Source organism: Sandarakinorhabdus sp., from assembly GCF_040398645.1.
GTDB lineage: Bacteria > Pseudomonadota > Alphaproteobacteria > Sphingomonadales > Sphingomonadaceae > Sandarakinorhabdus.
The window spans coordinates 1-14,955 of the sequence record NZ_JBBATR010000044.1; the positions used below are offsets into that span (position 1 = coordinate 1).

General features: G+C 64.0%; 13 protein-coding genes, 1 tRNA gene and 1 pseudogene. 8 read left to right on the top strand and 7 right to left on the bottom strand.

Features of this window, described 5'->3' with window-relative positions:
• Together rho and ABWP50_RS09995 are read right to left on the bottom strand one after the other, a co-directional pair.
• Window positions 1-707 (bottom strand): transcription termination factor Rho (gene rho / locus ABWP50_RS09990; RefSeq protein WP_353217849.1); only part of this gene is annotated, 707 nt, incomplete at its 3' end.
• Between the two features lie 440 nt (window positions 708-1,147).
• Window positions 1,148-3,121 (bottom strand): energy transducer TonB, encoded by a 1,974-nt coding sequence (locus ABWP50_RS09995; RefSeq protein WP_353217850.1) that lies wholly within the window; start codon window positions 3,119-3,121, stop codon window positions 1,148-1,150.
• A gap of 102 nt (window positions 3,122-3,223) precedes the next feature.
• Between ABWP50_RS09995 and ABWP50_RS10000 the strand changes: the two genes are divergently transcribed.
• Window positions 3,224-3,601: a histidine triad nucleotide-binding protein gene (locus ABWP50_RS10000; protein WP_353217851.1), complete on the top strand. Its 378-nt coding sequence runs from the start codon at window positions 3,224-3,226 to the stop codon at window positions 3,599-3,601.
• Here ABWP50_RS10000 and ABWP50_RS10005 read toward each other — a convergent pair.
• Window positions 3,598-4,977: a protein adenylyltransferase SelO family protein gene (locus ABWP50_RS10005; protein WP_353217852.1), complete on the bottom strand. Its 1,380-nt coding sequence runs from the start codon at window positions 4,975-4,977 to the stop codon at window positions 3,598-3,600. The genes ABWP50_RS10000 and ABWP50_RS10005 overlap by 4 nt on opposite strands.
• Before the next feature lie 30 nt (window positions 4,978-5,007).
• On the bottom strand, window positions 5,008-5,619 hold the full coding sequence (locus tag ABWP50_RS10010; RefSeq protein WP_353217853.1) for a TetR/AcrR family transcriptional regulator: 612 nt from the start codon (window positions 5,617-5,619) through the stop codon (window positions 5,008-5,010).
• A gap of 163 nt (window positions 5,620-5,782) precedes the next feature.
• On the opposite strand from ABWP50_RS10010, the gene ABWP50_RS10015 reads away from it, so the two are divergent.
• From ABWP50_RS10015 to ABWP50_RS10025, 3 genes are all read left to right on the top strand, one after another.
• Window positions 5,783-6,685, top strand: a complete 903-nt coding sequence (locus tag ABWP50_RS10015; protein WP_353217854.1) for an alpha/beta fold hydrolase — start codon at window positions 5,783-5,785, stop codon at window positions 6,683-6,685.
• 101 nt (window positions 6,686-6,786) lie between these two features.
• A complete protein-coding gene (locus tag ABWP50_RS10020) occupies window positions 6,787-7,794 on the top strand; it encodes an NADP-dependent oxidoreductase (protein ID WP_353217855.1) in 1,008 nt (335 codons plus the stop codon).
• Window positions 7,791-8,153 (top strand): hypothetical protein, encoded by a 363-nt coding sequence (locus ABWP50_RS10025; RefSeq protein ID WP_353217856.1) that lies wholly within the window; start codon window positions 7,791-7,793, stop codon window positions 8,151-8,153. Before ABWP50_RS10020 ends, ABWP50_RS10025 begins: the two co-directional genes overlap by 4 nt.
• A gap of 10 nt (window positions 8,154-8,163) precedes the next feature.
• Here ABWP50_RS10025 and ABWP50_RS10030 read toward each other — a convergent pair whose 3' ends face one another.
• Window positions 8,164-9,057, bottom strand: coding sequence for a response regulator (locus ABWP50_RS10030; protein WP_353217857.1), 894 nt, complete (start codon window positions 9,055-9,057; stop codon window positions 8,164-8,166).
• The gene (locus ABWP50_RS10035; protein WP_353217858.1) at window positions 9,054-10,514 is read right to left on the bottom strand and encodes a hybrid sensor histidine kinase/response regulator; all 1,461 of its coding nucleotides are present in this window, start codon (window positions 10,512-10,514) and stop codon (window positions 9,054-9,056) included. The genes ABWP50_RS10030 and ABWP50_RS10035 overlap by 4 nt, the downstream gene beginning before the upstream one ends.
• Before the next feature lie 189 nt (window positions 10,515-10,703).
• Between ABWP50_RS10035 and ABWP50_RS10040 the strand changes: the two genes are divergently transcribed.
• Window positions 10,704-12,266, top strand: a complete 1,563-nt coding sequence (locus tag ABWP50_RS10040; RefSeq protein WP_353217864.1) for an amidase — start codon at window positions 10,704-10,706, stop codon at window positions 12,264-12,266.
• Window positions 12,267-12,365: 99 nt separating this feature from the next.
• On the opposite strand, the gene ABWP50_RS10045 is transcribed toward ABWP50_RS10040, so the two are convergent.
• Window positions 12,366-12,452 (bottom strand) — tRNA-Leu (locus tag ABWP50_RS10045).
• A 153-nt stretch (window positions 12,453-12,605) separates the two neighbouring features.
• Between ABWP50_RS10045 and ABWP50_RS10050 the strand changes: the two genes are divergently transcribed.
• The 3 genes and pseudogenes from ABWP50_RS10050 to ABWP50_RS10060 all read left to right on the top strand — a co-directional run.
• On the top strand, window positions 12,606-13,577 hold the full coding sequence (locus ABWP50_RS10050; RefSeq protein ID WP_353217859.1) for a complex I NDUFA9 subunit family protein: 972 nt from the start codon (window positions 12,606-12,608) through the stop codon (window positions 13,575-13,577).
• Entirely contained in the window at window positions 13,574-14,380 is an 807-nt protein-coding gene (locus tag ABWP50_RS10055; protein WP_353217860.1) for an undecaprenyl-diphosphate phosphatase, read from the top strand. The genes ABWP50_RS10050 and ABWP50_RS10055 overlap by 4 nt, the downstream gene beginning before the upstream one ends.
• A gap of 150 nt (window positions 14,381-14,530) precedes the next feature.
• Window positions 14,531-14,955: pseudogene (locus ABWP50_RS10060) on the top strand (NAD(P)-dependent oxidoreductase); the annotation flags it as partial.

The following is a 14,955-nucleotide window of genomic DNA, read 5'->3' on the forward strand; positions in this document are numbered from 1 at the left end:
GCCGGTTCGTCGAAGGTGGAGGAGATGACCTCGCCCTTCACCGTGCGCTGCATGTCGGTGACTTCTTCCGGCCGCTCGTCGATCAGCAGCACGATCAGGAAAACCTCCGGATGGTTCGCCGAGATGCTGCGGGCGATATTCTGCATCATGATCGTCTTGCCGACGCGCGGCGGCGCCACGATCAGGCAGCGCTGGCCCTTGCCCAATGGCGCGACAATGTCGATCACCCGGCCGGTCTTGTCCTTCACCGTCGGGTCGGACACATCGAGATTGAGCTTCTCGTCGGGATACAGCGGCGTCAGATTGTCGAAGCTCACTCGGTGGCGCACGGCTTCGGGATCATCGAAATTGATTGCGGTCACCCGGGTCAGCGCAAAATAACGCTCGCCGCTCTGCGGGCCCTTGATTTCGCCCTCCACCGTGTCACCGGTGCGCAGGCCATAGCGGCGCAGGATCTGCGGATTGACATAGATATCGTCCGGCCCGGCCAGATAATTGGACTGGGCCGACCGCAAAAAGCCAAAGCCATCGGGCATCACTTCGATGGTGCCGCTGCCCATCACTTCGGTGCCGGCTTCGGCGGCGGCCTTGAGGATGCCGAAGATGATTTCCTGCTTGCGCAGCGTGGACGCGTTTTCGACGCCCATTTCCTCGGCCATGGCCACCAGTTCGGCCGGGGCAGTTTTCTTCAATTCTTGCAGGTGCATGTATGGTCCTCAGGCGGCGAACGCGCGATGGGAAAAAGGGGCTCGGTGAGCCAGAGCGCTCCAGGACGGGCGCTGCGCAATGTCGCGTGCCTAATCCGCCCGCCAAACCCCGTCAAGTCCCGCCGTCTTGCACCGCAGCTGTCCGGTCCCGGTCCGGCGCATTTGCCAGTTTTGACGATTCACCCCGATTCTGGGTTTTTTTGCGGCCACGAGCGGGTGGGGGACATCATCTTTTTCACGCTGATAAACCCCGGCCAATTTGACATATCTGACGCATCTGGGCGGTTTGCCGCCGCATTTGCCGCGCCGCTGGCCAGCCATCAGGCCGGGGCGGCACAGCGCTTGAAAACGGGCGGGGGCTTGAACGCGGCAGGGGGCAATCAGCGTCGGTCATCTCGTCACCATACCCATCGGCGGGGGTGTAGGACAGGGCGGCCGGCTCAATTCAGGCGAAAGCGGATGGGTTGCACCTTGCCGAGGCAGCCGACGGTTTGCTTGCCGCGCAGCACCGGTTTGAAGCGCCATGTCTGCATGCGTTTCACTGTGACTTCAGAAAAGGCAAAGGGCGGACGCGCGCTGATCACGCGCACATTTGTGGCCTCGCCAGCCGGCGTGATGTCATAGCTGGCACGCATCAGCGCCGACAGGCCCATGGCAACAGCTTCAGGCGGAAAATCAGAATCGCTCAAAACGGCGTTGCGGCCTTGAGGGCGCGCATCTGCCAGCGTGCATTGCTGCGGCGACAGGCCGGTGCTGGCCAACGCGCTGGCGGCCTTTTCCTCCTCGCCGCGGGCAAAGGCGCGATCCGACAGCATGATCAACGCCTGCTGGCGCAGCGGATCGGCCTCACTATGGCGATCGGCAATGGCGGCCAGCTGGCTTTCCGCCTCCACCCCACTGCGGCTGTTGAGAAGGTCCAGCTGCATATAATCCGCTACCCGAGTTTCGCCGCGCTGCTCGGCCAACGGGATCAGGCGGCGATACATGCTGTTAACATCGGCCGCCGAATGGCTGAGCCGGCGCAGCGCCAACTGCCGAAGGAACACTGGCGCATCATGGCTTTGGGTCAACGCGTCCAGCCGGCGGGCCAGATCAAGCCCTTCGGCCGGGCCAACAGCGCGGTTGTTCATCAGCGCGGCCAGCAGCGGCACGGCGGCCACCGCTTTTGTGTCGCCGGCGGCATCAACGCTGGCCAGTGCCGCCAGCAACTGCTGCCGGGCTTGCGCATCGGTGCCGGCAAGCACCGGGCGCGCCAACCCCTTCGCAGTAAACCAAACATCCACATCGCGGGCCAAGCTGGCAACAACAAAGTCGGGCCGCTGGGTCATGCAGCGCAGTTCCACACGAACCGCGGCGCGCCACAGCGGGTTGGTGGCCTTGGCCTGCTCGGCTGGCCAGCTCCAGCCATGCACGGCGGCCGTGAACTCTTCCTCAGGGTTGCTGTATGGGTCGTTGGCAGTCGGGCCCGAGCCGCGGTTGACATAAATGGGCCGCACGTTGAGCACGCGGCCATCATCACGCACTGAAAATTCGATCACGGCCATGGCATCGTTGGCCACGCTTCCGGTAGGCGCGCACGGAGGCAGATCGCCCACGCCGCCTTGCGCGCCGCCGCTTTCATCCAGCATCGAAGCGCCCGACATGGCGGTGAGCCGCATCACGCTGGACATGTCTTTTTTCAGCCAAGCCAGCACTGTGAGATCACCGCGCAATTGCACATCATCAAGATTGACCCGAAACGTGTCGGTGCCGCCGGCCAGCTTGCCGGCCTGATCCATCGCCAGCCGCGCCTCTTCCAGCCGGCCCTGGCGCATGGCAAGCATCCCCTTCAGCCGGAACATCATCAGCCGGCCGCTGATGCCGGCCTGCGGCTCTGCCCCCCAGACGCCGGCGGGTTCGGCGAGCAGGCCATCGATCATGGTGGCGGCCAGCACCGGCTGGCTCCACAGCGCGGTGCGAGCAACGCCCACCCGGGCCTGCATCACGCCCACACTGCCAGGCGGCACCAGCTTTTCAGTAAGGATCGCCTGCCAATGGACCAGCGCCTGGCGCAACTTGCCTTGGGCTTCGGCACCATGGGCGCGCTGGATGAGCGCGGTGGCGCGTTCCTCGGCCGTGGCGGCAATGCCGGCCGGAAAGCCGGCAAGGGCGGTTTCAAGCAGCGGTTCTGCCGCTTCCACATCGCCCATAGCGATCATGGTTTCGGCCAGACGCGACCGCACGATCATCGACGAGCGGCTTTTGGAGGCGCCCATGCGGCCGAGCAGTGCGGTGAAGCCGGCGCGCGCTTCGGCCAGCCGGTTGGCATCGAGATGGACCTGTGCGGCATCGAAATCCTGCTGTGCGCTGTTCTGCGCCAACGCGCTGGAAGGCATTGCACACAGCATGAATGCGGCAAGAATCAAAATACGCATTGATTGCAGTTTGTCGGCCGGCGGCGGCCTCAGCAAGCCCGAATTGCCGGTGTCACGCAGCCAAGCCTGTTGTAGAATAGCGTTTTGACAGAGGAACAGGTCATGCCGGTTGAGGCCCTGGGCGATTATGACAGCAGCAATATCTTCGCCCGCATCTTGCGCGGCGAGATTCCATGCAAACGCGTGCATGAAACCGAGCATGCGCTGGCCTTTCACGACATCAACCCGCAGGCGCCCATCCATGTGCTGGTGATCCCCAAGGGGCCATATCGCAGCTGGGCCGATTTTTCGGCGACAGCAAGCGACGCCGAGATCGCCGGCTTTGTGCGTGCCGTAGGGGAGGTAGCCAGGATGCTGGAGCTGGAGGAGCCGGGTTATCGCCTGCTGGCCAATGCCGGGATCGATGCCCACCAGGAAGTGCCGCACCTGCACGTGCATGTGTTTGGCGGGCGGGCGCTGGGGCCGATGCTGGCGCGCTAGGCTTGGGCGTGCGCCTCGCCCATGCGGCGGATGGCGGCAATCTTGTCATTGAGCACGGACCAATCGTCTCGCTCGGCGATGGCGGCCCATATGGTTTCAACCTCGTCGATCAACATGGTGCACGGCGCGTCATCGGCCCAATAGGCGTGGGCTGGCGGCGTGTTGGTGCGGGCGGGCAGCAGGCGGATCAGATCGGCAAACGCATCGTGGCTGTAATGATGCTCGGCCGGCGACGCCCCGCGCCGCATGCCGCTGCGCCAATCGAAGAAAAACCGGTCCGGGTCCATCTGCGTTGCCACCAGCGCGGCCTGCACGGCGTCCACCAGCGCGCCATCCGCATCGGGGTCCAACCGGCGCACGCCCAGGCGGCCCAGCACGGCATCGCACAGCGCGCTGCGATAGCGCTGCGGATAAGTTTCCAGCGGCGCCTTCACTTCGTCCACTTCGGCAATCAGCCGCAGCGCGTTGCCCAGTTGATAAAGGTTCCACTGCAGGGCTTCGGCCTGGCGCCCAAAGGCATAAAGCCCGCTGTGATCGAAATAGGCGGCGGTGAAGCTGGCGTCCCAGGCTGGCGCAAACCGCCATGGGCCGTAGTCGAAACTTTCGCCGGTGATGTTGATATTATCGGTGTTGAGCACGCCGTGTACAAAGCCGGCCGCCATGAACTGGGCCGCCAGGCGCGCGGCGCCCTGCACGGCATAATCGATCAGAGCCGCAACCGGGGTGGGGCCGCTGGCAGCGGGCGCAAAATGCGTGAGCGCGTAATCAACCAGCCGGTGCAGGCCATCATGGTTCTGCAGATACGCCTGGCGCTGGAAACTGCCATAGCGAACATGGCTGTGATTGAGGCGCACCAGCACGGCGCCGCGCGTTGGCGAGGGCTCGTCGCTGCGCACCAGCTTTTCGCCGGTTTCGATCACGCTGAACGTGCGACTGGTATGCACCCCCAGCGCTTCGAGCATTTCGGTGGCGAGGATTTCGCGCACTGCGCCCTTCAGGGTCAGCCGGCCGTCACCGGCGCGGCTCCAGGGCGTGGTGCCGCTGCCCTTGGTGCCCAGATCCATCAGCCGCCCGGCTTCATCGCGCAACTGTGCAAACAGGAACCCGCGGCCATCGCCGAGATCGGGATTGTAGTTGCGAAACTGGTGGCCGTGATAGCGCAGCGCCAGCGGCTGGGTCAGGCTGCCCGGCAGCGGGGTGAAGCGGCCGAAATGATCGGTCCACTGCGCATCGCTGAGGTCAGCCAGCCCGACTTGCGCTGCGGCACGGTCGTTGCGAAAGCGCAAAATGGCTTGCGGAAACTGCGCCGCTTCGACCGGATCGAAAAAATCCGGGCCAAGCGACAGGATGGCGGTTTCGGGCTGGTAGCTGGTCATCACCGGCCGCTTATGCCGGAGCCGGCTGGATCAATCGACCACGTAATGGCACGCGGCGCGCACGAAGCGGACGGTTTCGCGCTCGATCCGGTCAGCTTCGCCCGGGCTGGCGGCGCACAGCCACAAATCGATGGCATCGCCCACCACGTGATGGGTGAAGCTGGCGGCCAGATCGATTTCAACGCCGGTGATGCCGCGCTTGGCCATCGCCGCCTGCATCTGATTGCGGATCCATTCGACAGTGGCGGCCTTGGCGGCGTGGTAAAACGGTTCAGCGTCGGGATTGCTCGCCAGTGCGGCCTTGGGGCCATATTCGGCGCAATCGCTGTCCATGCCTTCCCACATCATGTTGTGCCGGCAAAATTGCAGCACGCGCGGGATGATGATGCCGGGTTCCAGGTCTTCGATGGCATATCCGGCCTCCATCGCGGCGATCAACATGGCACCGTGGCGGCGGCCAAGCTCGGCAAGCAAGGCCTTTTTTGAGCCGAAATGATAAAAGATCGAGCCTTCGGAGACATCGGCTTCGCGGGCGATATCGGCGGTGCCAGTGCTGGCAAAGCCCTGGCGCGAAAACAGCATGTGGGCCGCGGCCAGCACGCGCGCCTTGGTTTCGGCCGGATCATAACGGCGTGCGCGCATGTCCGGCGCACGCGCCAAACTGCGCCCAGCCGTGCGCGGCACGCCGGCTGTTTTTGAATCGTCGGCCTTTGAATCAGTTGCGCGCGTTGCCACGATGCGAATTCTTCCTTACCCCCGCGGTAAGCGCTCCTCATAACCCGAGAGTTGAGTCAGAGTCAAAACTATGGTGTCCACCACAGCCCCGTCCCGCCTGTCGCCGGCTGCTGGCTGGCAGCCGGGCCATGTCTGGTCATCGGACAATGTCAGGCTGTGCTGGCACGATCATCATGCCGCCAGCGTGCCAGCAGCGCGGCCCACGCTGCTGTGCCTGCCGGGATTGACGCGCAATGGCAGTGATTTTGGGCACTTAGCCGCCCTGCTGGGCGCAGAGTGGCGCATTGTTGCGCCGGATTTGCGTGGTCGGGGCGAATCTGGCTGGGCGCGGGATTCGCTCAGCTATGTGCCGCTCACCTATTTGCGCGATTTGTCGCTGCTGATCGAAGCTGCTGCCATCAGGCGATTCGTGGTGCTGGGATCATCGCTGGGCGGACTGCTGGCGCTGCGGCTGACCACCGCACATCGCAGCGCCATGGCCGGCGTGATCTTGAACGATATCGGGCCGGCAACCGAAGCGGCCGGGCTTGCGCGGCTGCGTGCCAATGTCGGCCGCGGCGGCAATTGGCCGACCTGGGTGCATGCCGCGCGCGATCTGGCGGTGCGCAACGCTGCCATCTATCCCGACTGGATGCTGAATGATTGGCTCGGCTTTGCCAAGCGCCTGTGCCGGATCAGCGCCCAAGGGCGCATCCTGTTCGATTATGATCCGCGCATCGCCGAACCGCTGCGGCTGCCGCACGGCGATGCCGGCGCCGATGATTGGTCGGCGCTTGAAAGCCTGGCCGGGCTGCCGGTTTTGTCGATCCGCGCCGAGCATTCCGATCTGTTGTCAGCGGCGACCCAGGCTGAGATGGTGCGCCGGTTGCCCGGCCTGCAGGCCGTGACCGTCCCGCGCTGTGGCCATCCGCCCAGCCTGACTGAAGCCGATGCTGTTGCTGCAATCAGCCGCTTTCTGGCTGACATCGCCTGAAACGGCGCATCGTATTAACCGGCTGCTTTTTTTTCAAATGCAGCGCATGAGCGCAATTGAACCAGCGGCGATCACGCTGCGCCATAGCGGAGGGACACAAGATGCAGCGCAAGGTCTGGAAACTGGCCCGCCGGCCGGTGGGCGATATCGCCGATAGCGATCTGGAACTGGTCAGCGAAACCCTGCCGGAATTGGCTGAAGGCCAGGTGCTGCTGGCGGTGATCTATATGTCGCTGGATCCCACCAATCGCATCTGGATGAGCGATATGGAGCAGTATATGCCGCCCGTGGAACTGGGCGCGCCGATGCGGGCCGGGGTGTGCGGGCGGGTGATCGCCAGCCGCAAGGCCGGCGTGGCAGTGGGCCAGATCATGGCCGGGCTCGGCGAATGGGCTGATCATATTGTGTCCGACGGCAGCTTTTTGTCGCCGCTGCCGGATTTCCCCGGGGTGCCGCTGGCCGCTGTCTATGGCACGTTGGCGCTGGTTGGCCCGACGGCCTATTTCGGCTTGTTGGACATCGGCCAGCCCAAGCCTGGCGAGACATTGGTGGTGTCGGCTGCGGCGGGCGGGGTTGGTCAGATTGTGGGTCAGATTGGCAAGATCAAGGGCTGCCGGGTCATTGGCATCGCCGGCGGCAAGGCCAAATGTGATTATGTCGTGAACGAGCTCGGTTTTGATGCTGCCATCGATTACAAGAATGAGGATGTCGGCGCGGCGCTTGACCGGTTGGCCCCGGGCGGCGTCGATATCAATTTCGAACAGGTCGGCGGCCCGATCATGATCGAGGTGGTCAAGCGGATGAAGCTGTTTGGCCGCATTTCGCTTTGCGGCATGATCTCCACCTACAATGACGTCGATCCGCAAGAGGCGCCGGGCTTCTGGACGATGATCCTGATGCGCCGCCTCGCCATCCGCGGTTTCATTGTCACCGATTTTGCCCCGCGCTTTGCCGAAAGCGGCATGGCGCTGGCCGGCTGGATGATGAGCGGCCAATTGAAAACGCGGCAGGACATCCGCCCCGGCCTGGAAAATGCCGTCAGCGCTGTCAAAGAGCTGTATACCGGCGGCAATTTCGGCAAGCTGCTTATCGAGGTGCACAAACCATGACGACCAATCGCCAACTTGCCGATGACGAACTGGCGGTGGCGCGCGCGCTGCTGGTGGATGTGCGCGCCCGTATCGATGCGGCGGCGGGCGGCGATGAACAGTTGCGCTTTGCGCTCAATCGCAAGGTTTACAAGGAATTGAGCTATGACGAGCGCGGCAAGCCCAACGCCCGAGTCTCTCTAAAAGCCCGCATGGTCAAGGCGCAGGGCGGCAAATGCGCCATTTGCGCCAAGCCTTTGCCCGCCGTGGACACGGTGCTTGACCAGCTTTCGGCCATCGGCGGCTATGTGGATGGCAATGTGCGGGTGCTGTGCCGCCCCTGCGATCTGGCTATTCAGCGCGAGCGCGGCTTCGCCTGAGCGAAGACTCTTACTGTGAAAGTGTTTTGACGGCTGCCGCTGCTGCGGACGCCCGGTTTTCGATGCCCATTTTCTCGAAAATCTGCTCGAGATGCTTGTTCACGGTGCGCGGGCTGATGCCCAGGATTTCGGAAATCTCGCGGTTGGCTTTGCCGCGGCTAATCCACAGCAGCACCTCCGCCTCCCGCTCGGTCAGGGCGTGGCGCTGCGCGAGCAAGCGTTCTTCGGCGCCTTCAAGGGTTTCGGTCACGCGGTAATGCCGTTCTTCGGCGGTGGTTGCCACCGCCGCAAACTCCACCCTGCCGCCGGCAAATTCGTGGCGCACGCGGGCTTCGCCATCAATCAGCCGCAGCAATTGCCCGGCGAGCGCGGGCGCAAGCTGATCACCGGCTCCAGCACCAAAGCGCTGTTTGAGAATGTCCGCACTGCGCGGCGTGGTCCACAGCACGCGGCCGGTGGCATCGAGCGCCATCAGAGGCCGGTTGCTGGCATCAAGCGCGCCCTGCGCTCCGGCGGCAATGCGGGCATTGCCCAGATGCACGCGCAGCCGTGCCAGCAGCTCCGCCAGCACGATTGGCTTCTTGACATAATCGACCCCGCCGGCCGCCAGGCCATCAAGGACATTTTCAGTATCGGACAGGCCGGTCATGAAAATCACCGGCACGCGGGACAGCGCCGGATCGGCCTTGATCCGCCGTGTGGTTTCAAAGCCATCGATGCCCGGCATCACGGCATCCATCAGCACCAGATCCGGCAATTCGGCGCGCAGCGATGCCAGCGCGGTTTCGCCATCGCGGGCAATTCGCACGCCGTATGATTCAGATTCCAACGCATCGGTCAGAAACCGCAGTGAATCCGGGGCATCATCCACCACCAGGATTATGGCCCGCACAGCGTCGTTCATGGCGTTGGCTCCGATTCAATCTGCTGATGCAACTGCTGATCTGCCAGCAGTTTGCCGAACAGCGCCAGATCATAATCATCAAGCGCGCGGCCCAGGCGCGCCGTCAGGCCGGCTGCCTGCGGCACCGCGGCTGCAAATTCAGCCAGCTGGGCTGATAACGCGCGCACCCGCCCGGTGCGCGCCAGCCGCGCCAGTTCATCCAGATACAACTGCGATTCGGCTGGCAGCTGCGCTGGCGCATCCGTTGCTGCCGGTGCCCCTTCATGGCGCCACACCAGCCCAAGATGCCGCCGCAAGGAGGCAAACAATTGGGCCTGATCGACTGGTTTGAGCACGAAACCATCGTGCACATCATCGCCGGCAGCCCCAACAAGTTCACTGGTATTGCCTGATACCATCAGGATCATCAGATCGCGGCCAAAGCGGGCGCGCAGCTGGCGGGCAACATCCCAGCCGTTCAGGCCGGGCATCGATACATCCAGCAGCACCAGATCGGGCTTGCCCAGTTCGGCCAACGACAATCCGGCGCCGCCCGATCCGGCCACAAATAGATTGAAGCCGATCGGGCGCAGCAATTCCTGCCACAGCGCCAATTGGCCGGGATCGTCGTCGATGGCCAATATGGTGCGCGGCCGCCCTTCGTAGCCAATGGGCAAACCCTGGGCTGCGGTTTCGGGCAGGATGTTGGGCTGCGGCAGCAGCAGTTTCAGCACAAACCGGCTGCCGCCGCCGGGCGCTGCCTGCACCGAAATGTCGCCGCCCATCACGTGTGCCAGCATGCGTGACAAGGCCAGACCCAGCCCGATGCCGGGCGCCACGCCCGCCGCGCGGCCGCTGCCCCGGTCAAATGGCTGGAAAATCCGTTCAGCATCTTCGGGCGCGATACCGATCCCGGTATCCGCAACCTCAAATTCGGCCACCATCGAACGATAGCGCACCGACAGCGTCACACTCCCAGCCGGCGTGTATTTGATAGCGTTGGACAAAAGATTGATCAGCACCTGCCGCAGCCGGCGTTCATCGGCCAGCACCCAATTGGGCAGATTGGCAGCGGCGCTGTATTCAAACGCCAGGCCCTTGTTGCCAGCCTCCACCCGGAACATCGCCGCCACTTGTTCGAGCAGCGCACGTAACGGCACAGTTTCGCGGTTCAGCTTGAGCACGCCCGATTCAATGCGGCTGATATCCAGCAGGCCTTCGACCAGATCGGCGAGATGTTCGGAGGATCGGCGGATGATGCGCCCGGCTTCGGCGGGCGACAGTGCCGCGCCGCGCTCCAGCAATTGGGCATAGCCGTGAATGGCGTTGAGCGGCGTGCGGATTTCGTGGCTGAGGCCCATCAGAAAGCGGGTTTTGGCCTGGTTGGCCGCCATGGCCACATCACGCGCCTGCTCAAGCGCAGCAATTTGCGCTGGCAAATCCAGTTCGGCCCGCCGCGCTGGCATGGCCGGGCTCACGGCTGCCGCTGCCCACTGTTTGCCGCTGATGAACCTGCGCCGGCCACTCTGCTGATCCCCTGTGCTGGCCAGTCACGCTGGCACCGCATGTTGCAGTTGCAAATCATGCCCGAGGTGGCAAGAGATTGCGTGGTTGGTGCCTGCCTCTCACAGGGGCAGTTGGCCGCTACCGGGGGAAAACATATGCCGATGCGCTTTGGATTGATCATGCTGATGGCCCCGGCAATCAGCGCCGGGTTGCTGCAGGCGGCCGCGGCGCAAACGCCGCCAGTCGCGCCGATAGTCGGCGCGGCCGAAGCCAATACCGCGGCGGCCATCGCCCGCATCACAGCGTTCAACCCGCGGCTGAATGCCGTGATCGCCATCGATCCCGATGCCATGGCGCAGGCGCGGGCGCTGGACGCCAGCCGCGCCAAGCGCGGCCTGCTGCACGGCGTGCCGATCCTGTTGAAAGACAATATCGACATGGCCGGCCGGTTGCCAACCACCGCGGGCAGCCTGGCCCTGAAAGACAATGTCACCGGGCGCGACGCGCCGCTGGCGGCACGGCTGCGCGCCGCCGGCGCGGTGATGCTGGGCAAGACCAATCTTTCGGAATGGGCAAATATCCGCGCCGATGCGTCGATTTCCGGCTGGAGCGCGGTGGGCGGCCAAACCCGCAACCCGCACGCCCTTACGCGCAACACCTGCGGATCATCATCGGGCAGCGGCGCGGCGGTGGCAGCGCAGATGGTGGATGCGGCGATCGGCACCGAAACCGATGGCAGCATCACCTGCCCGGCAGCGATCAACGGCATTGTCGGCTTCAAGCCCACGGTTGGCCTGGTCAGCCGCACCCATGTCGTGCCGATCAGCCACAGCCAGGACACCGCCGGGCCGATGACCCGTGATGTGCGCACGGCCGCGCGGCTGCTCACGGTGCTGGCCGGCAGCGATCCGGCCGATCCGGCCACGCGGGAGGCCGATGCCCGCAAGACCGATTATGTGGCCGCACTTCGGCCAGCCGCTTTGCGAGGCGCGCGCATCGGCGTGCTGCGCTGGGCCACCGGCTGGCATGCCGGGGTGGATGCGCGCTTCGAAGCCGCGCTCGCCGTGCTGAAGGCGCAGGGCGCTGTGCTGGTGGACATTGCCGCTGCCCCAAATCGCCGAGAAATCGGCCAGAATGAATTTCAGGTGCTGCTGACCGAGCTCAAGGCCGATCTGGGAGCCTATCTTGCTTCGACACCTGCCACCGTGAAGGTGCGCTCACTTGCGGATTTGATTGCGTTCAACAAGGCCAATGCCGCAGCCGAACTGGGATTGTTCGGCCAGGACACATTTGAAAAAGCCGAGGCCACCAAAGGCCTGACCGATCCCGGATACATCAAGGCCCGCGAAACATCGCTGCGTATGGCCGGCAAGGAGGGCATCGACAAGATGCTGGCCGATGCCCGCGTCGAGGTGCTGGTGGCCCCCACCGCGGCGCCGGCGTGGTTCATCGATGCAGTCAATGCTGATCAATCACCCGGCGGCGGCGCTGGCGGGCTGGCGGCGGTGGCTGGCTATCCGCATCTGACGGTGCCGATGGGCGGCGTGCGCGGCCTGCCGGTTGGCCTGTCATTCATCGGCCCGGCCTGGAGCGACGTGCGGCTGCTGGCGCTGGGGCATGATTTTGAACAGGCAGCGCCGGCGATGAAGCTGGTGCCCACGCTGGTGTTGACGGTGGAAGAACAGCCCGAGGTGCAGCGCCTGTTCGCGCCGGCCAAGCGGTAGGCGCGACACCGAATATGGGGGTGCCCAGGCAACCTCTAACCAAACCACCGACGAAATCCGGGGCTGGGGGGCCGGCCGGATTCCGGCGGTAGGTAAAAGTGGTGCCCAGAAGAGGACTCGAACCTCCACGCCCTTGCGAGCGCCAGCACCTGAAGCTGGTGCGTCTACCAATTCCGCCATCTGGGCACGGGGTAGGGGGCGGCACATATGGCTGGAACCGGGGCTTGTCAATCGTTCGTCCCGGAATTGGCCTGCAAATCGCACGTGCAGGTGGCCGAGCGCCGGCGCGGGGCAATCTGACCCGCGACAAGCCGGGCCGGCGGCGCTAAAGCCTCGACGATGACGGATCAACAACATAATGCGCTGCCCGCTGGCGCGCTGGTCACCGTGATTGGCGGGGCCGGTTTTCTGGGCCGTTATGTTGTGGAAGCGCTGGCCAAGGCCGGTTACAGGGTGCGGGCCGTGTCGCGCCACGCCGATTCTGCGTTGTTTTTGAAGCCATTGGGCGATCTGGGCCAAATCCAGATCGTTACCGGCAATATCCGGTCTGATGCCGATATGGCCGCCGCGTTTGCTGGCGCTGCGGCCGGAGTCAATCTGGTCGGGATACTTGCCGAATCGGGCCAGCAGAAATTTGCCGCCTTGCAAGCCGACGGTGCTGGCCGGGCCGCGCGTGCTGCCGCCGCTGCCGGCGTGAGCAGTTTTGTGCAGATGTCGGCCATTGGCGCCGATGCCGGCAGTGCCATCCCCTATGCCCGCAGCAAGGGCGAAGGCGAAGCGCAGGTGCAGGCGGCGCTGCCCAGTGCGGTGGTGCTTCGGCCCAGCCTGGTTGCGGGGCCGGAAGACCAGTTTTTCAATCGGTTCGCAGCGATGGCGCGCATGGCGCCGGTGTTGCCGGCGATAAGTGGCAGCAGCTTGTTTCAGCCGGTGTATGTGCGCGATGTTGCCGATGCGGTGGTTGCCGGCTTGACCCGCACCGACGCGCAGGGCCGCATTTTCGAGCTTGGTGGCCCGGATGTGCTCAGCTTCACAGCAATCCTCGAGATGATTTCACAGCTCACCGGGCTTAACCGGCAAGTGGTTGGTTTTTCAGACTTTACGTCGGGTTTGCTGGCCAAGTTGGGGGATGTATTGCCGTTCATGCCGATGAACAGCGATCAGCTTGCCATGCTGAAACTGGGCAATATCTGCGCCGCCGGCATGCCCGGCCTGGCAGAATTGGGCATCACGCCAACCCCGCTGGCAGCCTTTTTGCCGCAAATGATGGAGCGCTACCGGGCCGGTGGCCGCTTTGCGAAGGCTACCGGGTGACCACGCCGGATCTGCTGACGGTCATCCTGCTGGGCATTGTCGAAGGGTTGACCGAGTATCTGCCGGTCTCCTCGACGGGGCATTTGATCCTGGCTGGCGAGCTGCTCGGGTTTTCCGGCGATGCTGGCGCCACCTTTGATATCGCCATCCAGTCAGGCGCTATTCTGGCCGTTCTAGTGGCGTACTGGGGCCGTTTTGTGGCCGTTGGTGCCGGTTTGCTGGTACGCGAGCCGTCGGCGGTGGCCTTTTTGCGCAATGTTTTGCTCGGCTTTTTGCCGGCGGCCGTCATGGGCGTGTTGTTCATCAAGGCGGTCGAAGCGCTGCTCGAAAGCCCCATAACGGTTGCGATTTCGTTGATCGTGGGCGGGGCGGCGATTCTGTGGATCGAACGGCGGATGGGCGCAGCCACGATCTCGGGCGTGGAGGCCTTGAGCAGCAGCGCGGCCATCAAGATCGGGCTGGGCCAATGCCTCGCCATGATCCCGGGCGTGTCGCGATCGGGCGCGACCATCATGGCGGCGCTGATGCTGGGCGTGGACCGCAAGACGGCGGCGGAGTTCAGCTTTTTTCTGGCGGTGCCCACCATTTCCGGGGCGACCGTGTTGATGCTGTGGCGCAACCGCGACACGCTGGACATGTCCAATCTCAGTGCCATCGGCATCGGCTTTGCGGTGTCGTTTGTGGTGGCGCTGGTGGTGGTGAAGGGCTTTGTGGCGCTGATCGGCCGCTACGGGTTTGCACCGTTTGCCTGGTACCGAATCGTTGCCGGCGGGGCCGCTTTAGTATGGCTGTTGCTGCGATAGGGCCGAATCGGTCACGATTGGCTCGTCGGTTGCGACTGATTGGTGTAATTCCCTTTATTTAGGACAGTGATTATGTCCTATGATGTGTTTTCTGCGTGACAGGCGTGTTTCGCTGTGGTTTGGCAGCCTCCACAAGATGGAGCAGCGGCGATGGGCGCAACAAAATTGCTGAAATTCGTGGAGCGGGACCAGGCCTATCCGGCCAAGCGCACCGCCGACGAACGCGCGCATGATTTTCAGGAAATCGCCCGGCCCTATATCGAAGCCAAGGCCGAGGAACAGGCCGGCCGTTGCAGCCAGTGCGGCGTGCCGTTCTGCCAGGTGCATTGCCCGCTGGGCAACAACATCCCCGATTGGCTGAAGCTGACCGCAGAAGGCCGGCTGGAAGAAGCCTATGAGGTGGCATCGGCCACCAACGCCATGCCGGAAATCTGCGGCCGCATCTGCCCGCAGGACCGGCTCTGCGAAGGCAATTGCGTGATCGAGAAGGATTTCGGCAGCGTCACCATCGGCGCGGTCGAGAAATTCATCACCGATACTGCCTGGGAACAGGGCTGGGTGAAGCCGATCCGCCC